Source organism: Streptomyces sp. CB00316 (assembly GCF_001905595.1).
GTDB lineage: Bacteria > Actinomycetota > Actinomycetes > Streptomycetales > Streptomycetaceae > Streptomyces.
The window spans coordinates 103,651-129,973 of sequence record NZ_LIXI01000012.1; the positions used below are offsets into that span (position 1 = coordinate 103,651).

Consider the following 26,323-nt stretch of genomic DNA (forward strand, 5'->3'; position numbering starts at 1 on the left):
GCGGGGGCCGCGCGGAAATCCGTGGGCGGGCGCGGGACGGGGCAGGGGATTCTCGCCGACGGCAAGCCGGGCGTCTCCGACGCCACCAGGCAGGCCGTCTCTCCGCGCTGGACGTCCTCGGTACGAGCGGCCCACCCAGTTGCGGGGCGAGCGGGCGCGGCTGGTCGGGCTGGTCCTGCCCGAGCTGCAGAACCCGATCATCCCGGCCTTCGCCGAGGCGGTCGGCGGCGCGCTCGCCCGGCAGGGGCTCACGCCGGTGCTCTGCACGCAGACCAAGGGCGGGGTCTCGGAGGTCGGCTACGTCGAGCTCCTCCTCATGCGTCGGTCCCGATCTGGAGGGCGTGGGGCAGAGGCTGGGGCGGCCGGAGGCCGGTGTACTGCCCGCTCGGCCGGATCCGCAGCGGGCGCTCCCCGTACTCCTCCAGCGCGTGCGCGATCCAGCCCGCCGTGCGGGAGACCGCGAACACCGTCTCGCCCGCCTCCGCCGCCATCCCGCAGGCCACGGAGAGGACGGCGAGCGCCAGGTCGATGTTGGGGTGCAGCGGCGCGGGGCGGGCCGTCGTGGCGACCACCTCCCGGGCCGCCGCCAGCGCCCCGGCCGCCTGCGGCACGTCCTCCAGCAGGGCGAACAGGGTGCGGGCCCGTGGGTCCTCGCCCCGGTAGAGCCGGTGGCCCAGGCCCGGCACCCGGCGCCCGGTCCGCAGGTGGTCGGCGACCACCGGGACCGCGCTGCCCCGGTCCACGGCCTCCTGGAGCATGCGGTGGGCCAGCCCGCTCGCGGCGCCGTGCAGCGGCCCCTCCAGGACCCCGAGGCCGGCGGAGACCACGGCGTACGGATGGGCGTGCGCCGAGGCGGCGACCCGGGCGGCCAGGGTGGAGGCGGCGAGGTCGTGGTCGATCAGGAGGACCAGGGCCGCGTCCAGGACGGCGAGGGCCGGGGCGTCCACCGGCCGCGCGGTCAGCCGGGGCCACAGCTGCCGGGCCAGGGAATCCCCGGCGGCCTCCGGTGCGCCGCCGACGACCGGCAATGCCCCCACCAGCGTCGGGATCAGGCTTCGCGCACTGCTCAGCACCGCCTCCGGCGAAAGGTCGAACCGCAGCGGATCCGTGGCGGCGGCAGCGGTCACCGCCACCCGCAGCCGGTCCGTCGACCCGCTGTGCGCGGGCAGCGCGCCGACTGTCCGGCGTGCGGCCGCGAGGGTTCCGGGCGGCGCCTCGAAGCGGACGCCCGGCCGCAGCTCGCCGGTCCACAGCCACTCCGCGACCTCCTCGTAGCTGTGCTGCCGGGCCAGCTCCGTCGCGTCGACCCCACGGAGGTAGTACCGGTCCTCCTCGATGAGCGTGATGCCGGTACGGAACACGAGGTCACCCCCGGCCGGTGACGGCTCGCGCCGCCCCGAGCGCCGGGCCAGGGCCCGCACCTCCTCGGCGTCGAACGTGCTGCCCCGGCCCCCGGCCGCCCGCACGCTGCTGAGCTGGCCCCGGCTGACGTACGCGTACACCGTCTCCGGCTTCACCCCCAGCAGCTCGGCCGCCTCGCGGGTGGTCAGCCGGGGTGCGTCCTGCCGCCCGGGCTCTGGTTGATCCGTCATGGGGACCACCGTATCCACCATCCTCCACATTGATTCAATCAATATTGACAGATCTCAAGTCAAGCATGGACAGTCGAATCAATGTTGCATGCATGGAGGAGAGAACGGCCATGACCACCACCCCTGTCGTCCCTGCCGTCCCCCGCGGTCTCGCCGGCGTCGTCGTCACCGACACCGCCCTCGGCGACGTCCGTGGCCGCGAAGGCTTCTACCACTACCGCCAGTACTCGGCGATCGAGCTCGCGCAGACCCGCGACTTCGAGGACGTCTGGTACCTGCTGTTCCACGGCGAGCTGCCGGACCGTGCGGAGGCCGCCGCCTTCGCCGCCCGTACGGCAGGCCTGCGCGCGCTCCCCGCCGACGTACGCGAGGCCCTGCCCGCCATCGCCCGCGCGGGCGCGGTATCCGGGCCGCTCGCCGGACTCCGTACGGCCCTGTCGCTGCTCGGCGCCTCCAGCGGATACCGCCCGGTCTACGACCTGGACGCCGACCGCCGCCGCGCGGACGCGCTGGCCGCCTGCGCCGCCGTACCCACGATCCTCACCGCGCTCCAGCGCCTCGGCGAGGGCCTCGAACCCGTCGAGCCCCGCGAGGATCTGCCCTACGCGGCCAACTACCTGTACATGCTCACCGGCACCGAGGCCGAGCCCGACCGGGTCCGGGCCGTCGAGCAGTACCTGATCTCCACCCTCGACCACGGCTTCAACGCCTCCACGTTCACCGCCCGCGTCGTCGCCTCCACCGGCGCCGACATGGCCGCCTCTCTGGTCGCCGCCGTCGGCGCGCTCTCCGGACCGCTGCACGGCGGAGCCCCCAGCCGCGCGCTGGACACCCTGGACGCCATCGGCACCCCGGACCGCATCGACGGCTGGATCCGCGAGCAGGTCCTCTCCGGCCGTCGCGTCATGGGCTTCGGCCACCCCGTCTACCGCACCGAGGACCCGCGCTCCCGGATGCTCAAGTCGATCGCGCAGGGCTTCGGCGGACCGCTCGTCGACTTCGCCGTGGAGGTGGAACAGCAGGTGGAGGCCATCCTCGCCGAGCTCAAGCCGGGGCGGGAACTGCACACCAACGTGGAGTTCTACGCCGGGGTCGTCATGGAGCTCTGCGGGCTGCCGCGCGCGATGTTCACGCCCACCTTCTGTGCGGCGCGGGTGATCGGCTGGAGCGCCAATATCCTGGAACAGGCGGAGGACTCGAAGATCATCCGCCCAGCGGCCCGCTACATCGGCACCCCCCCGCCGCAGCCGGTCCCCGCACCCTGACCGCCCATCCGAGGAAGGCCCCCGTTGACCCCGCCCCGCACCCAGCAGATCCCGGTCGTCGTTCTGGCGGGCTTTCTCGGATCAGGCAAGACCACGCTCCTGAACCACCTCCTGCGCAACCGCGCGGGCACCCGGATCGGCGTGATCGTCAACGACTTCGGGTCCATCGAGATCGACGCCATGACGGTCGCGGGGCAGGTCGGCTCGACGGTCTCCCTGGGCAACGGCTGCATGTGCTGCGCGGTCGACGCGAGCGAACTCGACACCTTCCTGAAGACGCTCACCCGCCCGTCCGCCCGGCTCGACCTGATCGTCATCGAGGCGAGCGGTCTCGCCGAACCCCAGGAGCTCGTACGGATGCTGCTGGCCAGCGAGAACCCGCACATCCTGTACGGGGGGCTGGTCGAGGTCGTCGACGCCGCCGAGTTCGACGGGACCCGGGAGCGCCACCCGGAGATCGACCGCCATCTCGCCGCCGCGGACCTCGTCGTCCTGAACAAGACCGACCGGGTGGGGGAGGCCGAGCAGGAGCTGCTGCGGCGGACGGTCGCGGAGCTGAGCGGGCCCGCCGCCGTGATCTCCGCCGTGCACGGCCGGATCGACCCGGAGCTGCTCTTCGATCCCGCGCTGCGACCGGACGGCGAGGAGAAGGCCCGTCAGCTCACCTTCGAGGATCTGCTGCGGGAGGAGGGCCACGACCACGAGGACCACGCCGGCCACCTGCACGCGGCGTACGAGAGCGTCGACTTCACCTCGGACCTCCCCCTGGACCCGCGCCGCTTCATCGCCTTCCTCGACTCCCGGCCCGAAGGCGTCTACCGGATCAAGGGGTTCGCGGACTTCGGCGCGGGGGACCGGGACAACAAGTACGCGTTGCACGCGGTCGGCCGCTTCCTGCGCTTCGTACCGCAGCCGTGGGCGCTGGGTGAACAGCGGCTCACCCAGCTCGTGATGATCGGCGCCGGGATCGACGCCGAGGCGCTGCGGGCCGGGCTCACCGCCTGCCGGGCGGAGCCGGCGGAGAGCGCGGCGCCGACGCGGGCCTCCGCCGACACCCCTGACGCCGAACGCAGCATGTGGGGCGTGCTCCGGTACGTACAACAGGAAACGGACCCCGAAGACGCGCCCGTGGACATGCGGGAAGCGGCCGCAGAGGCGTAACGCCCCCCGGCCGCTTTCCACCGCACGACAAGCGCGCCTACAGCGGCGGCCCCGCGATCACGGCCACCGGCTGCAGCAGCGGCGTCCCCGAGCCGTCGCGGCGCGGGTCCGGCTCCGGCAGCTTCGCCGGGGTGCCGTTCTTCTGGGCGGCCCGGGCCGGGGTGGCGCCCGCCCAGGCGAAGACCAGGACGTCCTCGCCCTTCAAGAACCGCTGGCAGCGCACCCCGCCGGTCGCCCGGCCCTTGCGCGGATACTGGTCGAACGGAGTGAGCTTCGACGTCAGCACCGAGTCGTCCAGCGTCCCGTGCGAACCGGCCACCGTGAACACGATCGCGTCCGCCGCCGGGTCCACCGCCGTGAACGACAGCACCTCGGCCCCGGCCCCCAGCTTGACGCCCGCCATGCCTCCGGCGGCCCGCCCCTGCGGGCGCACCGAGGCCGCCGGGTAGCGCAGGAGCTGGGCGTCGGAGGTGACGAAGACCAGGTCCTCCTCGCCCGTGCGCAGCTCGGCCGCGCCCACGATGCGGTCACCGTCCTTGAGGGTGATGACCTCCAGTTCGTCCTTGTTGGCCGGATAGTCCGGCACGACGCGCTTCACCACACCCTGGAGCGTGCCGATCGCCAGCCCCACCGACGCCTCGTCGAGCGTCGTGAGGCAGACGAGCTCCTCGTCCGCCTCCAGGTTGAGGAACTCCGAAATCATCGCCCCACCCGAGAGGTTGGGCTCCGCATGGGTGTCCGGCAGCTGGGGCAGGTCGATCACCGAGAGCCGCAGCAGCCGCCCGGTGGAGGTCACCGCCCCCACATCGCCGCGCGCCGTCGCCGCGACCGCCGAGACGATCACGTCGTGCTTCGTGCGCCGGGCGTCCTCGGAGATCTCGACCGGCTCCGCGTTCGCCGTACGGGCCAGCAGCCCCGTCGAGGAGAGCAGCACCCGGCACGGGTCGTCGGCGACCTCCAGCGGCACGGACGCGATCTGCGATGCGGCCGACTCCAGCAGCACCGTGCGCCGGTCCGTGCCGAACTTCTTCGCCACGGCGGCCAGCTCCGAGGAGACCAGCTTGCGCAGCTCCGCGTCCGACTCCAGGATCGCCGTCAGCGCCTCGATCTCGCCGTTGAGCCTGTCGCGCTCGCTCTCCAGCTCGATCCGGTCGAAGCGGGTGAGCCGGCGCAGCGGGGTGTCCAGGATGTACTGCGTCTGGATCTCGCTCAGCGAGAAGTGCGCCATCAGGCGCTCCTTCGCCTGCGCGGAGTTGTCGCTGTCCCGGATGATCCGGATGACCTCGTCGATGTCGAGGAGGGCGACGATCAGACCCTCGACCAGGTGCAGCCGGTCGCGGCGCTTGGTGCGGCGGAACTCGCTGCGCCGGCGCACGACCTCGAAGCGGTGGTCGAGATAGACCTCCAGCAGCTCCTTGAGGCCCAGGGTGAGCGGCTGGCCGTCGACCAGCGCCACATTGTTGATGCCGAAGGACTCCTCCATCGGCGTGAGCTTGTAGAGCTGCTCCAGCACCGCTTCCGGCACGAAGCCGTTCTTCACCTCGATGACCAGACGCAGGCCGTGCGCCCGGTCGGTGAGGTCCTTCACATCGGCGATGCCCTGGAGCTTCTTCGCCGAGACCAGGTCCTTGATCTTGGCGATCACCTTCTCCGGGCCGACGGTGAAGGGCAGTTCGGTCACGACGAGGCCCTTACGGCGTGCCGTCACGTCCTCCACGGCGACGGTGGCACGGATCTTGAACGTGCCGCGGCCCGCCGTGTACGCGTCCTTGATGCCGGCCAGCCCGACGATGCGGCCGCCGGTGGGCAGGTCGGGGCCGGGAACGAAACGCATCAGCGTCTCGACGTCGGCTCCCGGGTGCCTGATCAGATGGCGAGCGGCTGCGATGACCTCGCCCAGGTTGTGCGGGGGCATGTTGGTCGCCATGCCGACCGCGATCCCCGAGACCCCGTTGACCAGGAGGTTGGGGTAGGCCGCCGGGAGGACGACCGGCTCGCGCTCCTGGCCGTCGTAGTTCGACTGGAAATCGACGGTGTCCTCGTCGATCGCCTCGGTCATCAGTGACGTGGCGTCGGCCATCCGGCACTCGGTGTACCGCATCGCGGCCGGGGGGTCGTCGTTGCCGAGGGAACCGAAGTTGCCGTGGCCGTCGACCAGGGGCAGCCGCATCGAGAAGGGCTGTGCCATCCGCACCAGGGCGTCGTAGATCGACGCGTCACCGTGGGGGTGCAGCTTGCCCATGACCTCGCCGACGACGCGCGCGCACTTCACATAGCCGCGGTCCGGGCGCAGACCCATCTCGTTCATCTGGGACACGATGCGCCGGTGCACCGGCTTCATGCCGTCGCGGGCGTCGGGCAGGGCCCTGGAGTAGATCACCGAGTACGCGTACTCGAGGAAGGAGCCCTGCATTTCGTCGACGACGTCGATGTCGAGGATCTTCTCCTCGAAGTCGTCCGGCGGCGGGGTCTTCGTGCTACGGCGGGCCATCGCGGCTGCGACTCCTTCACGGATTCTGTTCGGACAACCTGAGCTTGTTCGGGGCGACACGAGCTGACAGGACGAGCTGCTGTCGCGGACCATTGTGGACCGCCGCACTGACAACGCCGACCTCGACCCGTCCGAAGCGGTCCTTCGGCGGCCGCGCCCGCGGCGCCCACGACACCATGGACGGAAAGATCGGCGGAACGGGAACTTCGCCAGGTGCCGGTGCGCTTGCTTAGAGTGGCAGGTCTGGCAGGAAGTCCAGTATCGCGATCGAAGGGACGTACATGCCCATGGGTCACACGGCCACAGCACAGGCCGGCTCCGGCGGCTTGACAGCGACCGAGCACCGCCTGGCCAACGGCCTGCGTGTGGTGCTCTCCGAGGACCATCTGACCCCGGTCGCCGCGGTCTGCCTCTGGTACGACGTCGGTTCGCGCCACGAGGTCAAGGGACGCACCGGTCTGGCTCACCTCTTCGAGCACCTGATGTTCCAGGGCTCGGGACAGGTCAAGGGGAACGGTCACTTCGAGCTCGTCCAGGGAGCCGGCGGCTCGCTCAACGGGACGACCAGCTTCGAGCGGACCAACTACTTCGAGACCATGCCCACCCATCAGGTGGAGCTGGCTCTCTGGCTGGAAGCCGACCGTATGGGCTCCCTCCTCGCCGCCCTCGACGAGGAGTCCATGGAGAACCAGCGCGACGTCGTCAAGAACGAACGGCGCCAGCGTTACGACAACGTGCCCTACGGCACCGCGTTCGAGAAGCTCACCGCCCTCGCCTACCCCGAGGGCCACCCGTACCACCACACCCCGATCGGCTCCATGGCCGACCTGGACGCGGCAACCCTGGAGGACGCCCGCGCGTTCTTCCGCACGTACTACGCGCCCAACAACGCGGTGCTCTCGATCGTCGGGGACATCGACCCCGAGCAGACCCTCGCCTGGGTCGAGAAGTACTTCGGCTCCATCCCGTCCCACGACGGCAAGCAGCCGCCGCGCGACGGCACCCTCCCCGAGATCATCGGCGAGCAGCTGCGCGAAGTGGTCCACGAGGAGGTCCCGGCACGTGCGCTGATGGCCGCCTACCGGCTCCCGCACGACGGCACCCGTGCCTGTGACGCGGCCGACCTGGCGCTGACGGTGCTGGGCGGCGGCGAGTCCTCCCGCCTGCACAACCGCCTGGTCCGCCGCGACCGTACGGCGGTGGCGGCGGGCTTCGGTCTGCTGCGGCTCGCCGGGGCGCCCTCTCTGGGCTGGCTGGACGTGAAGACCTCCGGCGGTGTCGAGGTGGAGACGATCGAGGCCGCCGTCGACGAGGAGCTGGCACGGTTCGCCGAGGAGGGCCCGACGCCGGAGGAAATGGAGCGCGCGCAGGCCCAGTTGGAGCGTGAGTGGCTGGACCGGCTGGGCACGGTCGCGGGCCGCGCGGACGAACTGTGCCGTTACGCGGTCCTGTTCGGCGACCCGCAGCTCGCCCTGAGCGCCGTGGGACGCGTCCTGGACATCACCGCGGACGAGGTGCGTGCGGCGGCCCGGGCGGCCCTGCGCCCCGACAACCGGGCGGTGCTGGTCTACGAGCCCATCGAGCCGGCCGAGGACGCCGACGAGGCCACCGACGTGCCCGAGGGGGCGGACAAGTGAGCGACGCCGCCGTGACTGGAGTAGCCATGGAGTACCACCCGCAGCCGACCCCGGGCACCGCCCGGCCGTGGGCGTTCCCCGCGCCCGAGCGCGGCGCCCTGCCCAACGGGTTGACCGTGCTGCGCTGCCACCGCCCCGGCCAGCAGGTCGTGGCCGTGGAGATCTTCCTGGACGCGCCGCTCGACGCCGAGCCCGAGGGCCTGGACGGCGTGGCCACGATCATGTCGCGCGCGCTCTCCGAGGGCACCGACAAGCACAGCGCCGAGGAGTTCGCCGCCGAGCTGGAGCGGTGCGGCGCCACCCTGGACGCGCACGCCGACCACCCCGGCGTCCGCGTCTCCCTCGAGGTCCCGGCCTCCCGGCTGGCCAAGGCGCTCGGCCTGGTCGCCGAGGCCCTGCGCGCCCCGGCCTTCGCGGAGAGCGAGATCGAGCGGCTCGTCGGCAACCGCCTCGACGAGATCCCGCACGAGCAGGCCAACCCGTCCCGGCGCGCCGCCAAGCAGCTCTCCAAGGAGCTCTTCCCGGCCACCGCCCGGATGTCCCGCCCGCGTCTGGGCACCGAGGAGACGGTGCGGCGGATCGACGCCGCCGCCGTGCGCGCCTTCTTCGACGCCCACATCCGCCCGGCCACCGCGACGGCCGTGATCGTCGGCGACCTCACCGGCATCGACCTGGACGCCCTGCTCGCCGACACCCTCGGCGACTGGTCGGGCAACGCGGGCCAGGCCCGGCCGGTCCCGCCGATCACCGCCGACGACACCGGCCGGGTGGTCATCGTGGACCGCCCCGGAGCGGTCCAGACCCAGCTGCTGATCGGCCGGATCGGCGCCGACCGGCACGAGCGCGTCTGGCCCGCGCAGGTGCTCGGTACGTACTGCCTGGGCGGCACGCTCACCTCCCGGCTCGACCGGGTGCTGCGCGAGGAGAAGGGCTACACCTACGGCGTACGCGCCTTCGCCCAGGTCCTGCGCTCCACCGGCCCCGACTCGGGCGGCGCGGCGATGCTCGCCATCAGCGGTTCTGTGGACACCGAGTCCACCGGCCCGGCGCTGGAGGACCTCTGGAAGGTCCTGCGGACGCTGGCGGCCGAGGGGCTGACCGACGCCGAGCGCGAGACGGCCGTGCAGAACCTGGTGGGCGTCGCCCCGCTGAAGTTCGAGACGGCCGCCTCGGTCGCGAGCACGCTGGCCGACCAGGTCGAGCAGCACCTGCCCGACGACTACCAGGCCCAGCTGTACGCCCGCCTCGCCGAGACGGGCACCGTGGAGGCGACCGCGGCCGTGGTCAGCGCCTTCCCGGTGGACCGGCTGGTCACGGTCCTCGTGGGCGACGCGGCCCAGATCGCGGAGCCGGTGAAGGCGCTCGGCATCGGAGAGGTGACCGTCGTCAGCGGCTGACACGCCGTCGGCACACACCAGGACGAAGAGGACCCCGGCGAGGAGTGAATCGCCGGGGTCCTCTCGTATGTCCGCTAAGAGTTGTTAATCCTACTTGTAGGAGAAGGTGGCTATATGCCCTGTGGGATGCGCGACAAATCCCCCTGTCCATTTGGTGACGGGAAGCCGCCCCGCCTAGCGTCGGCCCGGCTGTCCGTCACCCGTATGCCGCATCCGCGGCGCCGGGCAGCCATCGCCGAGTCCCCGTCAGGCGCGAGCCTGGGGAGCCGGGGACCCACGCAGTCCCTGGGGTGAATCGGATCCCCGTGCCGTGACCCGGCGCGGAGTTCCGTAGGAGACCTTCCTGCTCCGAACCCGTCAGCTAACCCGGTAGGCGAGAAGGAAGGAAAGGATCAGCTCCTCCATGGCGTTCACCCGTGCCACCGGGAAGCACCGTGCCCCGAGCCGCCTGACGCGCCGCGGCGCCCAGGTCGCCGGCGTCGCGGCCCTGGCCACCACCGGAGTCCTCGGCTCCCTGGCCTCCCCGGCCGCCGCAGCGGACTCCGAGGCCCCCAAGGCCGTCGAGACCGGACTCACCCAGGCCATCGCCCTCGACGCCACGCTCGCCGAGCAGATCGACGCCCAGGCCCATGCGCAGCACCAGCAGGCCCAGGCCGTCGCCAAGGCGAAGGCCAAGGCGGCCGCCGAAGCCAAGGCCAAGGCCGCGAAGGCCAAGGCTAGGGCGGAGGCCCAGCGCGAGGCCGAGGCCCGTGCCGAGGAGATCCGCGAGGAGAAGGCCAGGGCCGCCCGCGCCGCCGAGCGCGCCCGCCTCAACGCCTTCCACCTCCCGGTCGCCGGCTCGTACGTCACCACCGGCTACAAGTCGGGCGGCGCGCTCTGGTCCTCCGGCAGCCACTCCGGCGTGGACTTCCGCGCCGCCTCCGGCAGCTCCGTCGTCGCGGTCGGCGCCGGAACGGTCGTCGAGGCCGGCTGGGGCGGCGCGTACGGCAACAACATCGTGCTCCGGATGACGGACGGCACGTACACCCAGTACGGCCACCTCTCCTCGATCGGCGTCTCCGTCGGCCAGAGCGTCACCTCCGGCCAGCAGATCGGCCTCTCCGGCTCCACCGGCAACTCCACCGGCCCGCACCTCCACTTCGAGGCCCGGACCACCCCGGAGTACGGCTCGGACATGGACCCGGTCGGCTACCTGCGCTCACACGGCGTCAACGTCTGACCCCACCTCGCGCGACCCCTGAATCCCGAAGGCCCCGGCTTCCCGCCGGGGCCTTCGGCACGAGCCGGGAAAGCCCGTACCGAGGCCCGCCCACCCCGGTCTTGGCCAGAAGATATCCATGAATTCCGGCCTGCCGTCGGAAATTGCGGCAGATTGCAATAGAGTCACGGAACAGGCGTCGGCCGGCCGCGTTTCGCGGGGATTAAGGCGGAGGTTCGGACATGCGCATTCCCGCGCATTCGGTATGCACGGCAATCCGTGACGACATCGTCTCCGGTGTCTACGAGCGCGGCAGCCGCCTCACCGAGGAGCTGCTGGCGCGGCGGTACGGGGTCTCCCGCGTCCCGGTGCGTGAGGCGCTGCGCACCCTGGAGTCCGAGGGCTTCGTCGTCACCCGCAGGCACGCCGGGGCCTGTGTGGCCGAGCCCACCGAGCGGGAGGCCGCCGACCTGCTGGAGGTGCGGATGCTCCTGGAGCCGCTCGGCGCGGCCCGGGCCGCCCAGCGCCGTACGGAGGCCCACCTCAAGGTGCTCCGCGGGCTGGTCAGGCTCGGCCAGGAGCGGGCCCGCCGCGGGGAGGGGGAGGATCTGCGGTCGCTGGGCGGGTGGTTCCACGAGACCCTCGCCCAGGCGTCCGGCAGCCCCGGTCTCATCGCCCTGCTCACCCAGCTCCGGCACAAGATCGCCTGGATGTACGCCGTCGAGCAGCCGGCCCGCCCGGTCGACTCGTGGGCCGAGCACGGGGCCATCGTGCACGCGGTGGCGCGCGGTGACGCGGAGCGGGCCAGGGCGCTGACCGCCCAGCATGCGGAACGGGCGGCCGGAGCGCACCGGCTGCGCCGCCCGGACCGCCCCGGTCGGCGCGCGGCGCCGCCCCCTCGGGTGAGTTCTTCGCAACACGGCGTAAACATCGCTGGCGCCCGCCATTAACAATCACGCCGTATACAAAGAGAAGTAATCTCCGAGGGCTTTGTTCGTGCTGCCTAAATAAAGCTGCGATTAACCGCTGTGTCGGTTTCAGGAATAACGAAAGAGCCGTGGTCCCCATCGGGGAACCACGGCTCACGGTCCGTCGCCGTTGTTCGGTCTCGGGATCGTCAGACGGTCTCGGGAAGCTCTTCGAGCCCCTCGGCGACCAGCTTCGCCAGACGGTCCAGGGCGGCCTCGGCGTCGTCCGCGTCGGACGCGAGCACGATCTCCTCGCCGCCCTGCGCACCCAGACCCAGCACCGCGAGCATGGAGGCGGCGTTGACCGGGTTGCCGTCGGCCTTGGCGATCGTCACGGGGACGCCGGAAGCCGTGGCGGCACGGACGAAGATGGAAGCGGGGCGGGCGTGCAGGCCCTCGGCCCAACCGACGTTTACGCGGCGCTCAGCCATGGTTCTGCCCTTCACATATCAACGGTTGTCTAGACCAGTCTCTCATGCGGTGCGCAATGCTGTGCCCGGCCTCCCTCCCCTCCGGCATGCCCTGGCCGGGGCGTGCCTCACACTGCCCCGGTACCGATCCCTCCGCGACCGGGATACCGGCCGTAGGCTTTGCCCATGGAGCCCTCGCCGGAGCAGAGTCCGCATCACGCGTACCCCGACCACTGGGAAGCGGACGTGGTGCTCCGCGACGGTGGCACCGCACGCATCAGGCCGATCACCACGGACGATGCCGAACGGCTGGTCAGCTTCTACGAGCAGGTCTCCGACGAGTCGAAGTACTACCGGTTCTTCGCACCGTACCCCCGCCTTTCCGACCGGGACGTGCACCGCTTCACCCATCACGACTACGTCGACCGGGTGGGACTGGCCGTCACGATCGGCGGCGAGTTCATCGGAACCGTCCGCTACGACCGCATCAACGACCAGGGCAGGCCCGCCTCCGCCCCCGCCGACGAGGCCGAGGTCGCCTTCCTCGTCCAGGACGCCCACCAGGGCCGCGGGGTCGCCTCGGCGCTGCTCGAACACATCGCCGCGGTCGCCCGCGAGCGCGGAATCCGGCGCTTCGCCGCCGAGGTGCTCCCCGCCAACAACAAGATGATCAAGGTGTTCCGGGACGCCGGCTACACCCAGCGGCGCAGCTTCGAGGATGGCTCCGTCCACCTCACCCTCGACCTCGAACCCACCGAGGAGTCCCTCGCCGTCCAGCGCGGCCGCGAGCAGCGCGCCGAGGCCCGCTCGGTCCAGCGCCTCATCGCCCCCGGCTCCGTCGCGGTGATCGGCACCGGCCGCACGCCCGGGGGAGTGGGCCGCACGGTCCTGCGCAACCTTCTCGCCGCCGGCTTCACCGGCCGCACCTACGCCGTGAACCGCGCCTTCGACGAGGGCCTAGCCACGCTCGACGGGGTCCCCGCCCACCGCTCGCTAGGCGAGATCGACGAGCAGGTCGACCTGGCCGTCATCGCGGTCCCCGCCCACCGTGTCCCCGAGGCCGTCGCCGACTGCGGTGAGCACGGCGTCCAGGGCCTCGTCGTCCTCTCCGCCGGTTACGCCGAGCGGGGCTCCGCCGGCCGCGAGCTCCAGCGCGAACTGGTCCGCCAGGCCCGCTCGTACGGCATGCGGATCATCGGCCCCAACGCCTTCGGCATCATCAACACCGCCGAGTCCGTCCGGCTGAACGCCTCCCTGGCACCCGAGTCGCCCGCCCGCGGCCGGATCGGCCTGTTCACCCAGTCCGGCGCGATCGGCATCGCCCTTCTCTCCGGCCTCCACCGGCGGGGCGCGGGTCTCTCCTCGTTCATCTCGGCGGGCAACCGGGCGGACGTCTCCGGCAACGACTTCCTTCAGTACTCGTTCGAGGACCAGGACACCGATGTCGCCCTCCTCTACCTCGAATCGCTCGGCAACCCCCGCAAGTTCACCCGCCTCGCCCGCCGCACCGCCGCCGTGAAGCCCGTCGTCGTGGTGAAGGGCGCCCGGCACAGCGGCACCAACCCGCCCGGCCACGCAGTCCCGGTGAGCCGCATCCCCGACGCCACCGTCTCCGCCCTGATGCGGCAGGCGGGCGTCATCCGGGTCGACACCGTGACCGAGATGGTCGACGCCGGACTGCTCCTGGCCGGCCAGCCGCTCCCGGCCGGGCCCCGGGTCGCGATCCTCGGCAACTCCGAGTCCCTCGGCCTCCTCACGTACGACACCTGCCTCGCCGAGGGGCTCCGCCCGCGTCCGCCGCGCGACCTCACCACGGCCGCGTCCCCGCAGGACTTCCGGGACGCGCTGGCCGAGGCGCTCGCCGACGGCACCTGCGACGCCGTGATCGTCACGGCCATCCCGTGGGTGGGCGAGAACGGCGAGGCCGAGACCGGTGACGGCGAGGTGCTGGCCGCCGCCCTGCGCGGCGCCGCCGCCGGCGGACCGGCCAAGCCCGTCGCCGTCGTCCATGTGGAGATCGGCGGCCTCGCGGAGGCCCTCGCCGCCGCGAGCAGCACGGCCGCACCCCGCACCCGGCCCACGACGCTCGCCGCCCAGCCGTCCGGCTCGCCGACGGCGCCCATCACGGCAACCGCGGCCGCCCCCGCGGAGCCCGGGACCGCAGAGGCCGAAGGAGCCGAGCGCCCCGGCCGCATCCCCGCCTACCCCGCCGCCGAGCGTGCCGTACGGGCGCTGGCCGAGGCCGTGAAGTACGCCCAGTGGCGGCGCCAGGCGGCCACCCCCGGCAAGGTGCCCGAGTTCCTGGACGAGACCACCGACGAGCCCGGCGCCGCTGCCCTGATCGACACCCTCCTCGGCACCGCACCCGACCCGCGCGGTCGCCCCCTCACTCACGACGAGGCCCGCGAGCTGCTCGGCCGCTACGGCATCCCCGTACGCCCCACGCTCCCCGCCCCGGACCCCGGGACAGCCGTCGCCGCCGCCGCCCGCCTCGGCTACCCGGTGGCGCTGAAGACCACCGCACCCCACCTACGCCACCGCGCCGACCTCGGCGGCGTGCGGCTCGACCTCGCCGACGAGGACGCGCTGCGCCGGGCGTACGGAGAGCTCACCGAGCTCCTCGGCAAGCCCGCCGAACTCCTCCCGGTCGTCCAGTCCATGGCCCCGCGCGGCGTGGACACGGTCGTCCGGGCGTCCATCGACGCCGCCGCCGGGGCCATCCTCTCCTTCGGCCTCGCGGGCGCCCCCTCCGAGCTGCTCGGCGACACCGCGCACCGGCTGGTTCCGGCCACCGACCGCGACGCCGCCGAGCTGATCCGGTCGATCAAGGCGGCCCCGGTCCTCTTCGGCTGGCGCGGCTCGGCGCCCGTGGACACCCCGGCCCTGGAGGAGCTGCTGCTGCGGCTGTCCCGGCTCGTCGACGACCACCCCGAAGTGGTCTCCGTGGCGCTGGAACCTGTGGTCGTGGCCCCCCAGGGCCTCACCGTGCTGGGCGCGAGCGTCCGCCTGGCCCCGCCGCCCCCGCGCGGCGACCTCGGCCCCCGCCGCCTCCCGAACTACTGACAGGTCCCACGCAGCCATCGGCCCCCCGTAGGATGGTGCACATGGCAAAGACCGGTACGACGACCCAGGGGCTGCGCGCGGCGATCGAGCGCAGCGGCTACTACCCGGCCCTCGTGGCCGAGGCGGTCGAGGCCGCCGTCGGCGGAGAGCCGGTCTCCTCGTACCTGGTCCACCAGGAGACCACGTTCGACTCCAACGAGGTCCGCCGCCATGCCACGGTCCTCGTCCTGACCGGGAACCGCTTCATCGTCAGCCACACCGACGAGCAGGCCGCCGACACCAGCTCCCCGACGCCGTACGCCACCACGTCCACGGAGTCGGTCAAGCTCGACCGGATCTCCTCCGTCGTGGTCAGCCGAGTGGTGGCCAACCCGGAGAAGTACGTCGCGGGCACGCTGCCCCGCGAGGTCGTCCTCACCATCGGCTGGGGCGCGGTCTCCCGGATCGACCTGGAGCCCGCCGCCTGCGGTGACGCCAACTGCGAGGCCGACCACGGCTACACCGGCAGCTCCACCGCCGACGACCTGAGCCTGCGCGTCAGTGAGGCCGGCGACGGCCCCGACGCCGTCCGCCAGACCCTCGTCTTCGCCCAGTCCCTCTCCGAGGCCACGGCCGCCACCGCCGCGACCGGCCGGTGATGGCCCAGGCCGCCTGGCAGGACCCGGTCCCGCTCGCGCTCGACACCGCCCCCGTCCCCGCGTACGGCAGCGGCTCGCTCGCCGACCTGCTGCCGACGCTCGCGGCCGGGCAGGGGGTGGAGGGTCTCACCGCCACCATCGGCGAGCTGACGCCCGCCGACCGCAACTGCGTCTTCCTGATCGACGGCCTCGGCTGGGAGCAGATCAAGGCCCATCCCGACGAGGCGCCTTTCCTGCACTCCCTGCTTCCCACCTCGCTCGGCAACACCGGCCGCCCCATCACCGCCGGCTTCCCCTCCACCACCGCGACCTCGCTCGCCTCGGTCGGTACGGGGCTGCCACCCGGCGAGCACGGCCTGCCCGGCTACACCGTGCGCAACCCGGAGACCGGCGCGCTGATGAACCAGCTCCGCTGGAAGCCGTTCACCGCGCCGAAGGTCTGGCAGCCCTACCCCACGGTCTTCCGGCTCGCAGACGCGGCGGGTGTGCACACCGCGCAGGTCTCCTCCCCGGACTTCGAGCAGACCCCGCTCACCAAGGTCGCGCTCAGCGGCGGCTCCTTCCTCGGCCGGCTCTCCGGCGAGGACCGGATGGACGTCGCAGCCCAGCGCCTCGCCGCCGGTGACCGCTCGCTGGTCTACACGTACTACAGCGAGGTCGACGGCAAGGGCCACCGCTTCGGCGTCGACTCCGACGCCTGGCGCGGCCAGTTGATGTACGTCGACGGGCTCGCCCAGCGCCTCGCCGAGCAGCTCCCGCCGCGCTCCGCGCTCTACATCACCGCCGACCACGGCATGATCGACATCCCGTTCGACGAGCGGTCCCGGATCGACTTCGACGAGGACTGGGAGCTGCGCGCGGGCGTCGCCCTGCTCGGCGGCGAGGGCCGCGCCCGCCATGTCTACGCGGTGCCCGGCGCCCAGGGGGACGTCCTGGCCGTCTGGCGCGAGGTGCTCGGCGAGCAGTTCTGGGTGGCGAGCAGGGACGAGGCGATCGCGGCGGGCTGGTTCGGGCCCACGATCGACGAGCGGGTGTACGGCCGGATCGGCGATGTGGTCGCCGCCGCTCACGACGACGTCGTCATCACGGCGTCGGTCAACGAGCCGCACGAGTCGGCGATGGTCGGCATGCACGGCTCACTGACCCCCGTCGAACAGCTCGTTCCGCTGCTCGAAGTACGCTCGTAACCGCGTTTTCCACCCCCCTGTGACCATCCGTGAAAGGTGCTCGACCCCTCATGCCCGAGTTGGTGTTCTTCTCCGGAACCATGGACTGCGGAAAGAGCACGCTGGCCCTGCAGATCGGTCACAACCGCTCCGCGCGCGGGCTCCAGGGCGTGATCTTCACCCGCGACGACCGGGCGGGCCAGGGCAAGCTCTCCTCCCGGCTCGGCCTGGTGACGGACGCCGTCGAGGCGGACGAGGGCATGGACGTGTACGCGCACATCGTCGACCGTGTCAGCCGCGGCGGCCGGGTGGACTACGTGATCGTGGACGAGGCCCAGTTCCTCGCCCCGGTCCAGATCGACCAGCTGGCCCGGGTCGTCGACGATCTGGGGCTGGACGTCTTCGCGTTCGGCATCACCACCGACTTCCGCACCAAGCTCTTCCCCGGCTCCCAACGACTGATCGAACTGGCCGACCGGATAGAGGCCCTCCAGGTCGAGGCGCTCTGCTGGTGCGGCGCCCGCGCCACGCACAACGCCCGCACGGTGGACGGCGAGATGGTCGTCGAGGGCGCCCAGGTCGTCGTCGGGGACGTCAACCGGCAGGCGGGCGAGGTCGGCTACGAGGTGCTGTGCCGACGCCACCACCGCCGCAGGCTCACCGCGGAGACGGCCCGCGCCGGCACCCTCTCCCCGGACGTGCTGCCGGTGGCCGCGGACGACTAGAGCCCCTCGCGCAGGGCGGGTCAGTCCTCGGACGACCGGAGGATCGTGAAGGCCGCGCCTTCCAGGTCGGCCACCGTCGCCAGTCTGCCGCTCGCGCCCTCGCGCGGCGGTTGCAGGATGTGGCCGCCCAGCTCCACCGCCCGCGCCGCGGACTCGTCGACGTCGGCGACCTCGAAGTACGTCATCCAGTGCGGGCCCCGGTCGCGCGGGAGCGACTGGCCGACCCCGTGCAGGGCGGCCACCGGGCGGCCGTTCAGGTGCAGGGTCTGGTAGTCGAAGTCGGCGGATACCACGGCCTCGGTCTCGTAGCCGAAGACCGTCTGGTAGAACTTCGCGACCATCGAGGTCTCCCGGGTCACCAGCTCGTTCCAGACGGGGGTGCCGGGGACGCCCGCCGTCATGGTCCCGATGTGCTCCGAGCCCTGCCAGGCGCCGAACACCGCCCCACCCGGGTCGGAGGCGATGACGAGCCGTCCCGCCTCGCCCGCGTCGAGCGGACCGACCGCGACCGTGCCGCCGCAGGACCGGATCGCCTCGGCCGTCAGGTCCGCGTCGTCCGTCGCCAGGTAGGTGGTCCAGGCGATCGGGAGGTGCCGGTCGGGGGGCAGCTGGCCGATGCCCGCGACCTCCTTCCCGTCGAGCAGCCCGCGGACGTAGGGGCCCAACTGGTCGGGTCCCGGCCGGAAATCCCAGCCGAACAGAGCTCCGTAGAACTCCTGGGTCGCGCTCAGGCCGTGCACGATCAGACTCACCCAGCAAGGTGTTCCGGGCGTGCGCCGGGCAGCAGCCTCGGTCATCGTCTTGTCTCTCCTCGGACCGTTGTGTGGCCGGATGGGGGAACGGGGCGCATGCGGCCGTCCCGGGTCAGGACGCGGTCCGCACACCCCGTGCAGATGCTCGCACCACCCGGCGCCGGTACGGCCCCGGCCGCGCCGCGTTCTGCGGGTTCTCGACGGGGGAAGGCCGCTTTGATGCGGTATTTCCGTTCCGATGCTGGTACGGGGTGCCACGGCCTCTGCGCGAGGATGGCACCCATGAAGCCCATCATCACCGCATCGGAATACGCGAGCGAGTCGGCGGGACCGCGGCCCCCGGTGCTCCTGGACGTCCGCTGGCAGTTGGGTGGTCCGCACGGCCGCCCCGACTACGAGACCGGCCACCTGCCCGGCGCCGTCTTCGTCGACCTCGATACGGAGCTGGCCGGACCGGCGGGCAGCGGCGGCCGCCATCCCCTCCCGGACCCGGAGGCCTTCGGCGCCGTGATGCGCCGTGCCGGGGTCGGTCAGGACACCCCGGTCGTGGTGTACGACGGTGGGCAGGGCTGGGCCGCCGCACGCGCCTGGTGGCTGCTGCGCTGGACGGGGCACGCGGACGTACGGGTCCTGGACGGCGGGCTCGCCGCGTGGACCGGCGACCTCTCCACCGAGATCCCGGACCCCGCCGAGGGCGATTTCCGGCCGAAGCCGGGCGCCCTGCCCACCCTGGACACGGACGCGGCGGCCGTCCTCGCCCGCACCGGGCTGCTGCTGGACGCACGGGCGGCCGAGCGCTACCGGGGCGACGTGGAGCCGATCGACCGCGTCGGCGGACACATCCCCGGCGCCGTCTCCGCGCCGACCACCCAGAACGTCGCCGAGGACGGGCGCTACCTTCCGGCCGCACAGCTCGCCGAGCGGTTCACCGGGCTCGGGGCGGGGAAGAGCGGCGAGGCTGTGGGTGTCTACTGCGGATCCGGGGTCTCCGGGGCCCATGAGGTGCTCGCCCTGGAGATCGCCGGAATCCGTGCCGCGCTCTACCCCGGCTCCTGGTCCCAATGGTCCGCGGACCCCGCTCGCCCGGTCGCCACCGGCCCCGAGCCGGCCTGATAAGCGTGACGACGGAGAGGGGCCCGTACGCCATGGCGTACGGGCCCCTCTCCTGCTGACCGGCACTCCCGGTCAGTCCTGCTTCTTGCGGCGGGTGCCGAACACGATCTCGTCCCAGCTCGGCACGGCGGCACGGCGGCCCGGCCGGACCCCGTCCGCCTCGGCCTGACGGTCCGTCGTCCCGGTCAGCCGGTCGCGGTGACCGGCCACCGCCCGGGGCATCAGCACGTCCGCGTACGCCGAACCCGCACCGGCCGAGGCCGCGGGCGGCTCGTCCGCCTCGCTCTCCTCCACCGCGGGTTCGAGGGCGGGCGGCTCGGGCTGCGTGGGCCGCTCCGGGACGACCATGTCACCGCGGAAGCTCGGCACCGCCTCCAGCAGGCTGGTCAACGAGTCACGCTCACCGGCCGATGCGCTGCTCACGTACTCCTCCGGCTCGGAGGCCGGTGCGGGCCGCTCGATCTGCCGGTCGAGAGCGCGGTCCAGCGGTCGGTCGCGCGGCAGCCGGGCGATCCGGGGCACGAACGGGAAGCTCGGCTCGGGCGCCGCGCCGTCGCTCTCACCGATCAGCGAGCGCGCCTCGTCATCGACGGCCTGGACCAGCCTGCGCGGCGGGTCGTAGGTCCAGCTGGCCGAGTGCGGTTCGCCCGCGACGCGGTAGACGAGCAGGACCTCCCAGGTGCCGTCGTCGCGGCGCCAGGAGTCCCACTGGACGGTCTCCTTGTCGGCGCCGCGCAGCAGGAGTCGCTCCTGCACCGCCTCGCCGAGCTGGGGGCCGGTGTTCTCGCCGGGACGGCGCACGGGAGTCTTCCGGGCCCGCTCGGCCATGAAGGCGCGCTCCGCGAGCACGGGGCCCTCGAAGCGGCGGACACGGTCGACGGGGATGCCGGCGAACTGAGCGACCTCCTCCGCGGAGGCACCGGCCCGTATGCGGGCCTGGATGTCGCGGGGGCGGAGGTGGCTCTCCACCTCGATCTCGATCTGGCCGAGCCGGGCGCGGTCGTTGCGCACGGCGGCGCGCAGCCGCTCATCGATCGGAAGTGTGTATTCCGTGCTGTCGGCAGCCTTGAGCACCAGTCGTGTGCCGTCGTTGGAGACGGCCACGACACGCAGTTCGGGCATGGGGACCTCCCGGGTGGTGCCTGCCGACGTCACGTGCGTCGCTGCTTCCGCTAGTCGAGTGTGACCTGCCCGGGTGCAGCCTGCCACAACCTTGCCAAGTTGCCCGGCGTGTCGGGCGCTCGCCCTGGAACGCCACCATGGCACGGTTGTCTCTTGCGCCCTAAAGTGACCGATTTGGTCGCTCTGTGCAGCAAGCACCCGTGCCATGCCTTGGCGCTGCCGGTTCGAGTGCCGCTGCCGGCCCCTTCCCGTAGCTGCGGATTCCGGTGTGGGAGTCCGCCCCAGGGCTCGTACGGTACTCCATTCGGGCCACTCGGGTGGACCGGCGCGCCGCCCGACTTCTCGGGCGGCGCGGGAGTTGGGATACCCGGTTCTCCGTGAAATGCCCCTGATGGGTGTTGTGCTTCACACAATCACCGGAAACGGAACTATCCACTTCGCTCATTTGTCCCTTCCTGTTGCATGGTGGGAGAGATGTCAAGCAGGGGCTGGTAATGGTTCAGAAGCCGGAAAGTGACACAGAACCCGAGGGAAGGCGCATAGATCTGAGTCTGCCGCAGGTCGCCGGTAGTGCCGTGGCGGCCGTCGCGGCAGCCGTGGCGGCTTCACAGCTGGGCGTGTACGGCACCATCGCCGGCGCCGGCGTGATGAGCGTCGTCGCCACCTGCGGCGGCTCCGTCTTCCAGCACTTCTTCCGCCGCACCGGCGAGCAGATCCGCGAGGTGACGGTCCAGGTGACCCACCCGGAGGGCCGCCAGGTGACGGTGCACACCAAGGAGACGACGCCCGCTGGGCGCAGAGGCGCCGAGCGGCGGACGGAACCGGAGCCGGGCCAGACGGACGACGCGACCACGGTGCTGCCCACGGTCGACCCGGGCGGGGTGCCGGAGGTGCTGGCGCAGGGGGAGAGCACACAGTTGCTGAAGCCGGTCGCCGACACCGACCGTACGCAGCTGCTGGACCTCGGCGACGCGCGCACCCGAATGCTGCGGGCGCGGCCCGGCCTGGCGGCCGGCGCCGGATCCGACCCGGGCCGTACGCAGTCGCTGCCGCAAGCAGGCGAGGGCCCGGCCGCACCCGACGCCACCGACGACGCGTTCAGCGAAGGCACCACCCACGGCACCCGGCTGCGCGGCTGGAAGCGCCCCGCGCTCGCGGCCGCCGCGGTCTTCGCCGTGTCCATGGCCGGGATCACCGCCTTCGAGATGATCTCGGGCAACGACCTCAGCGGCGGCCAGGGCACCACCCTCAGCTCCGTCGTACGCGGCGGTGGCGACGACCGCGACTCCGGCCCGGCCGGCCCGACGCCCTCCGGGGAGACCGGCCAGGACGGGGGAGTGGACCGCGGCCGGACCCCGGGCGACGAGGACGGCACCGGCACCGGTTCCGCCCCCGCCACCGACCCGGGCGACGGCACCGGACCGAGCCCGGACCCCGGCACGGGAACGGGCGACGGGAACCCCGGCACCGGGTCCACCCCCACGCCGACGCCCTCCACCTCCGGCGACGGGCAGACCACGCCCGCCCCGACGCCGACCCCGTCCGCCCCCGACGGCGGCGCGACCGGCGCCCCCGACCCGACGACCGCCCCGGGCACCGGCGCCGCCGCCGGCCAGGGCGAGCAGGCCCCGCCCGCCGACGGCACCGGCGGCGAGTGACGACGTACGGGGGAAACACCTCGGCCCCCCTGATGCATCAGGGGGGCCGACGGCGTACCGGGAGGTCAGTCGCCGAGGACGCGCCGCAGGTAGTCGTTGCCGAACATCCGGTCCGGGTCGAGCCGGTCGCGTACGGCGGTGAACTCGCCGAAGCGCGGGTAGACCTCCGCCAGATAGGCCGCGTCCCGGGTGTGGATCTTGCCCCAGTGGGGGCGGCCGGAGTACGCGGTCATGATCCGCTCGACCGCCGTGAAGTACGAGCGGTGGGGTGTGCCCTTGTAGAGGTGCACGGCGATGTACGCGCTGTCGCGGCCCGAGGCCGTCGAGAGGGCCATGTCGTCGGCGGGCGCGGTGCGCACCTCGACCGGGAAGCTGATCTTCAGCGGCGAGCGCTCGACCATCGCCTTCAGCTCCCGCAGCGCCGCCATGGCCTGCCCGCGCGGAACGGCGTACTCCATCTCCACGAACTTCACCCGGCGCGGGCTCGTGAACACCTTGTAGGGAATGTCGGTGTAGGTCCGGGCCGAGAGGGCACGGCTGGAGAGCCTGGCGATCGAGGGGATGGTCGCCGGGACGGCCCGCCCGACCGAACAGGCCACCTGGAAGACCCCGTTGGAGAGCAGCTCGTCGTCGACCCAGCTGCTCACCCTCCCGGGCGGGGCGGCCGGGCCCGCGCTTCGGTTGTTGCGCTTGGTGTTGCAGTTGCCGGTGTGCGGGAACCAGTAGAACTCGAAGTGCTCGTTCTCGGCGACCAGCTGGTCGAAGTCGACCGTGACCCGGTCGAAGGTCATCGGCTCCTCACGGGCGGTCAGCAGGAAGACGGGCTCCACGGCGAGGGTGACCGCGGTGATCACCCCGAGGGCGCCGAGCCCGATCCGGGCGGCGGCGAACACCTCCGGGTTCTCCTGCTCCGAGCAGACCAGCACGGTGCCGTCGGCGGTGACCAGCTCCAAAGCGCGGATCTGCGCGGATATCGACGCAGAGTCGCGGCCGGTGCCGTGTGTCCCGGTGGAGGCCGCCCCGGCGATCGTCTGCTCCATGATGTCGCCCATGTTCGTGAGCGAGAGCCCCTCACGGGCGAGCGCGGTGTTGAGGCGCTTGAGCGGAGTGCCCGCCTCCACGGTGACGGTCATCGTCGTCCGGTCGATGTCCCGGATGCCGGTGAGCAGATCCGGGCGTATCAGCAGGCCGTCGGTGGCCGCGGTGGCCGTGAAGGAGTGGCCGGTGCCGACCGGCTTCACCGTGAGGCCGTCCGCGTGCGCCCGGCGCAGTACGTCGACGAGCTCGTCCACGGACGCGGGGGACTCGGCCCGGGCCGGCCGGGCGGTGACATTGCCCGCCCAGTTACGCCACGCGTTCGTCGTCGTCCGTGCGTAGGTGTCGGTCATCTTCCCCGCGCCCTCCCGTAGGAACCGGCTTCGCCAGCCGGCGATACCCCAGGAACGCCACCGCCGCCGCGATCGCTCCCGCCGCGACGGGCACCGCGTACCCCGCCTTCGCCCCGGCGGCGTCGACCACCCAGCCCGCGGCCGAGGAGCCGAGCGCCACTCCGACCGCGAGCCCGGTACTGGTCCAGGTCATGCCCTCGGTCAGCTTGGTGCGCGGTACGTGCGCTTCGACGAGGGCCATGGTGGTGACCATCGTCGGTGCGATGGCGAGACCCGCGACAAAGAGCGCCACGGCCAGCAACGTAAGGTTCCCGGCCAGTTGGAGGGGGATCATACTCACGGCCATCGCGCAGACCCCCACCAGCCACCTGGTCGCGGGCTTCCCCTTCAGGTGCAGCAGCCCGAAGACGGCTCCCGCCAGGCACGAACCGAGCGCGTAGACGGCCAGCACGAGGGAGGCCGCGGCCTTGTGGCCGCGCTCCTCGGCGAAGGCCACGGTCACCACGTCGACGGCCCCGAAGATCGCGCCCGTCGCCACGAAGGTGACCACCAGGACCTGGAGGCCGGGGGAGCGCAGCGCCGAGCCGCCGGTGTGGAGCGACTTCGGATGCGGGATGGGCTCGGTGGCGCGCTGGGCGGTCAGCCAGAAGACCCCGACCAGCAGGAACGCGGCGGCGATCAGCGGCCCGGCCTCCGGGAACCAGGCGGTGGAGAGCCCGATCGAGATGATCGGCCCGAAGATGAAGCACACCTCGTCGACGATCGACTCCCAGGAGTACGCCGTGTGCAGCTCACGGCTGGAACCCCGGTAGATCGCCGCCCAGCGGGCCCGGACCATCGACCCCACGCTCGGCACACAGCCCGCGCCCGCCGCGAAGACGAACAGCGTCCAGTCCGGCGCCCTCTGATGGGCACAGATCAGCAGCCCCGCCACCGCCGCCACCGAGACCAGCGTGGTGGGGCGCAGCACCCGCCGCTGCCCGTACCGGTCGACCAGGCGCGAGACCTGCGGACCGAAGACCGCGGCCGCCATGGCGAGGGTCGCGGTGAGCGCCCCGGCCAGCCCGTAGCGGCCGGTGAGCTGGGAGATCATGGTCACGACGCCGATGCCCATCATGGACAGCGGCATGCGGCCGAAGAAGCCTGCGGCGGAGAACCCCTTGGAACCGGGGGCGGCGAAGATGGCGCGGTAGGGGCTGGGCAAGGGGACTCCGGTGGTGCCTGTCAGGGGTGTAGCTGCTTGATACAGCTTACGGCCGACGCATGCCGGAGGACACCGGATTACCGGTGGCCGGGACGGTGGTTCCAGGGCGGCCCGCGCGTTGGCCGAAAATGAATCCCGGGGCCTCCCAGGGGTTCCCGACAGACCGTCGGATGTCGGTTGCCGCGCTGTCGGCGGCGGGTGGCAGGATCGAGGTCATGTCCGATCTCCGAGATCCCGCTCCCTACGACGCTCTGCTGCTGCTCTCCTTCGGCGGTCCCGAGGGCCCGGACGACGTGGTCCCGTTCCTTGCGAACGTGACCCGCGGCCGGGGCATCCCCGAGGAACGGCTCAAGGAGGTCGGGCAGCACTACTTCCTCTTCGGCGGGGTCAGCCCGATCAACGCCCAGAACCGCGCGTTGCTGGATGCCCTGCGCAAGGACTTCGCCGACCACGGTCCGGACCTCCCGGTCTACTGGGGCAACCGCAACTGGGCGCCGTACCTGACCGACACCCTGCGCGAGATGGCCGCCGACGGGCACCGCCGGATCGCCGTCCTCGCCACCAGCGCCTACGCCTCGTACTCGGGCTGCCGCCAGTACCGCGAGAACCTCGCCGAGTCGCTGGCCGCCCTGGAGGCGGAGGGCCTCGACGTGCCGCGCGTGGACAAGCTGCGCCACTACTTCAACCACCCCGGCTTCGTGGAGCCCATGGTGGACGGGGTGCTCGCCTCCCTCGCCGACCTGCCCGATGACGTCCGCGCGGGCGCGCACCTCGCCTTCACCACGCACTCCATCCCGACCTCCGCCGCTGACGCGTCGGGGCCGGTGGAGGCGCACGGCGAGGGCGGCGCGTACGTCGCGGAGCACCTGGACGTGGCCCGGCTGATCGTGGAGGCGGTGCGCGAGAGGACCGGCACCGACCACCCCTGGCAGCTCGTCTACCAGTCCCGCAGCGGCGCCCCGCACATCCCGTGGCTGGAGCCCGACATCTGCGACCACCTGGAGACCCTCCACGGCGAGGGCGTCCCCGCGGTCGTGATGGCCCCCATCGGCTTCGTCTCCGACCACATGGAGGTTCTGTACGACCTCGACACCGAGGCCACCGCGAAGGCCGCCGAGCTCGGGCTGCCGGTCCGCCGGTCCGCGACGGTGGGCGACGACCCGCGCTTCGCCGCCGCCGTACGGGACCTGCTCCTGGAGCGTGCGGCGCGTGAGCGGGGGCGTGAGGTGAAGCCCTGCGCGCTGGGCTCCCTCGGTCCGTCCCACGACCTCTGTCCGGTCGGCTGCTGCCCGGCCAGGGCACCCAAGCCCGCGGCGGCGGGCGCCGACAGTGCGTACGCGTAGAGCCCTCGTTTCGTCGAGTCCCCTGGGAGCAC

Annotated in this window: 20 protein-coding genes, 1 pseudogene and 1 riboswitch; of the genes and pseudogenes, 14 read left to right on the forward strand and 7 right to left on the reverse strand. The window is 72.4% G+C overall.

The features are described 5' to 3' along the window. Positions 1-21: 21 nt before the first annotated feature. Positions 22-325 (forward strand): annotated as a pseudogene (locus tag AMK21_RS36385) (hypothetical protein); the annotation flags it as partial. On the opposite strand, the gene AMK21_RS29295 reads toward AMK21_RS36385, so the two are convergent. Next, positions 315-1,592, reverse strand: a complete 1,278-nt coding sequence (locus AMK21_RS29295; RefSeq protein WP_073882192.1) for a citrate synthase — start codon at positions 1,590-1,592, stop codon at positions 315-317. The pseudogene AMK21_RS36385 and the gene AMK21_RS29295 sit on opposite strands and share 11 nt — an antisense overlap. 110 nt (positions 1,593-1,702) lie before the next feature. Between AMK21_RS29295 and AMK21_RS29300 the strand changes: the two genes are divergently transcribed. Together AMK21_RS29300 and AMK21_RS29305 are read left to right on the forward strand one after the other, a co-directional pair. Next, complete coding sequence (locus AMK21_RS29300; protein WP_073882193.1) at positions 1,703-2,857, forward strand: citrate synthase; 1,155 nt, start codon at positions 1,703-1,705, stop codon at positions 2,855-2,857. A gap of 24 nt (positions 2,858-2,881) precedes the next feature. After that, positions 2,882-4,018 (forward strand): CobW family GTP-binding protein, encoded by a 1,137-nt coding sequence (locus AMK21_RS29305; protein WP_073882194.1) that lies wholly within the window; start codon positions 2,882-2,884, stop codon positions 4,016-4,018. A 37-nt stretch (positions 4,019-4,055) separates the two neighbouring features. Here the strand turns inward: AMK21_RS29305 and AMK21_RS29310 are convergent, their stop codons facing one another. Next, complete coding sequence (locus AMK21_RS29310; protein ID WP_073882195.1) at positions 4,056-6,509, reverse strand: DNA gyrase/topoisomerase IV subunit A; 2,454 nt, start codon at positions 6,507-6,509, stop codon at positions 4,056-4,058. Between the two features lie 281 nt (positions 6,510-6,790). On the opposite strand from AMK21_RS29310, the gene AMK21_RS29315 reads away from it, so the two are divergent. The 4 genes from AMK21_RS29315 (at position 6,791) to AMK21_RS29330 (ending at position 11,691) form a co-directional block, all read left to right on the forward strand. Beyond that, on the forward strand, positions 6,791-8,146 hold the full coding sequence (locus tag AMK21_RS29315; protein WP_073882196.1) for a M16 family metallopeptidase: 1,356 nt from the start codon (positions 6,791-6,793) through the stop codon (positions 8,144-8,146). Positions 8,147-8,172: 26 nt separating this feature from the next. Next, positions 8,173-9,543, forward strand: coding sequence for a M16 family metallopeptidase (locus AMK21_RS29320; RefSeq protein WP_073882197.1), 1,371 nt, complete (start codon positions 8,173-8,175; stop codon positions 9,541-9,543). A gap of 223 nt (positions 9,544-9,766) precedes the next feature. Further along, positions 9,767-9,933: riboswitch (cyclic di-AMP (ydaO/yuaA leader) on the forward strand. A gap of 13 nt (positions 9,934-9,946) precedes the next feature. Beyond that, the gene (locus tag AMK21_RS29325; protein ID WP_073882198.1) at positions 9,947-10,762 is read left to right on the forward strand and encodes a M23 family metallopeptidase; all 816 of its coding nucleotides are present in this window, start codon (positions 9,947-9,949) and stop codon (positions 10,760-10,762) included. Between the two features lie 221 nt (positions 10,763-10,983). Then, positions 10,984-11,691, forward strand: a complete 708-nt coding sequence (locus AMK21_RS29330) for a GntR family transcriptional regulator (protein ID WP_073882199.1) — start codon at positions 10,984-10,986, stop codon at positions 11,689-11,691. Positions 11,692-11,858: 167 nt separating this feature from the next. On the opposite strand, the gene AMK21_RS29335 is transcribed toward AMK21_RS29330, so the two are convergent. Next, positions 11,859-12,140, reverse strand: coding sequence for an HPr family phosphocarrier protein (locus AMK21_RS29335; RefSeq protein WP_007449776.1), 282 nt, complete (start codon positions 12,138-12,140; stop codon positions 11,859-11,861). 165 nt (positions 12,141-12,305) lie between these two features. Between AMK21_RS29335 and AMK21_RS29340 the strand changes: the two genes are divergently transcribed. From AMK21_RS29340 to AMK21_RS29355, 4 genes are read left to right on the forward strand one after another with little or no spacing between them, the layout of a single operon-like run. Then, the gene (locus AMK21_RS29340; protein WP_073882200.1) at positions 12,306-15,182 is read left to right on the forward strand and encodes a bifunctional GNAT family N-acetyltransferase/acetate--CoA ligase family protein; all 2,877 of its coding nucleotides are present in this window, start codon (positions 12,306-12,308) and stop codon (positions 15,180-15,182) included. A 41-nt stretch (positions 15,183-15,223) separates the two neighbouring features. Then, on the forward strand, positions 15,224-15,820 hold the full coding sequence (locus AMK21_RS29345) for a DUF5998 family protein (protein ID WP_073882201.1): 597 nt from the start codon (positions 15,224-15,226) through the stop codon (positions 15,818-15,820). Then, the gene (locus tag AMK21_RS29350) at positions 15,820-17,007 is read left to right on the forward strand and encodes an alkaline phosphatase family protein (protein WP_073882202.1); all 1,188 of its coding nucleotides are present in this window, start codon (positions 15,820-15,822) and stop codon (positions 17,005-17,007) included. The genes AMK21_RS29345 and AMK21_RS29350 overlap by 1 nt, the downstream gene beginning before the upstream one ends. 50 nt (positions 17,008-17,057) lie before the next feature. Beyond that, positions 17,058-17,711: a thymidine kinase gene (locus AMK21_RS29355; RefSeq protein WP_073882203.1), complete on the forward strand. Its 654-nt coding sequence runs from the start codon at positions 17,058-17,060 to the stop codon at positions 17,709-17,711. A 20-nt stretch (positions 17,712-17,731) separates the two neighbouring features. On the opposite strand, the gene AMK21_RS29360 is transcribed toward AMK21_RS29355, so the two are convergent. Further along, the gene (locus tag AMK21_RS29360) at positions 17,732-18,508 is read right to left on the reverse strand and encodes a VOC family protein (protein WP_073882204.1); all 777 of its coding nucleotides are present in this window, start codon (positions 18,506-18,508) and stop codon (positions 17,732-17,734) included. Between the two features lie 237 nt (positions 18,509-18,745). Between AMK21_RS29360 and AMK21_RS29365 the strand changes: the two genes are divergently transcribed. Beyond that, complete coding sequence (locus tag AMK21_RS29365; RefSeq protein WP_073882205.1) at positions 18,746-19,576, forward strand: sulfurtransferase; 831 nt, start codon at positions 18,746-18,748, stop codon at positions 19,574-19,576. Between the two features lie 72 nt (positions 19,577-19,648). Here AMK21_RS29365 and sepH read toward each other — a convergent pair whose 3' ends face one another. Continuing rightward, positions 19,649-20,698 carry a septation protein SepH gene (gene sepH / locus AMK21_RS29370; protein WP_073882272.1) on the reverse strand — a complete coding sequence of 350 codons (1,050 nt, stop codon included), beginning with the start codon at positions 20,696-20,698 and terminating at the stop codon, positions 19,649-19,651. Between the two features lie 575 nt (positions 20,699-21,273). On the opposite strand from sepH, the gene AMK21_RS29375 reads away from it, so the two are divergent. After that, the gene (locus AMK21_RS29375; RefSeq protein WP_073882206.1) at positions 21,274-22,356 is read left to right on the forward strand and encodes a hypothetical protein; all 1,083 of its coding nucleotides are present in this window, start codon (positions 21,274-21,276) and stop codon (positions 22,354-22,356) included. Positions 22,357-22,421: 65 nt separating this feature from the next. Here AMK21_RS29375 and AMK21_RS29380 read toward each other — a convergent pair whose 3' ends face one another. Then, on the reverse strand, positions 22,422-23,744 hold the full coding sequence (locus AMK21_RS29380; RefSeq protein WP_073882207.1) for a D-arabinono-1,4-lactone oxidase: 1,323 nt from the start codon (positions 23,742-23,744) through the stop codon (positions 22,422-22,424). After that, positions 23,701-24,948: an MFS transporter gene (locus AMK21_RS29385; protein ID WP_073882208.1), complete on the reverse strand. Its 1,248-nt coding sequence runs from the start codon at positions 24,946-24,948 to the stop codon at positions 23,701-23,703. The genes AMK21_RS29380 and AMK21_RS29385 overlap by 44 nt, the downstream gene beginning before the upstream one ends. 215 nt (positions 24,949-25,163) lie before the next feature. Here AMK21_RS29385 and AMK21_RS29390 point away from each other — a divergent pair, with 215 nt between their 5' ends. Next, the gene (locus AMK21_RS29390; protein ID WP_073882209.1) at positions 25,164-26,291 is read left to right on the forward strand and encodes a ferrochelatase; all 1,128 of its coding nucleotides are present in this window, start codon (positions 25,164-25,166) and stop codon (positions 26,289-26,291) included. Positions 26,292-26,323 lie beyond the last annotated feature (32 nt).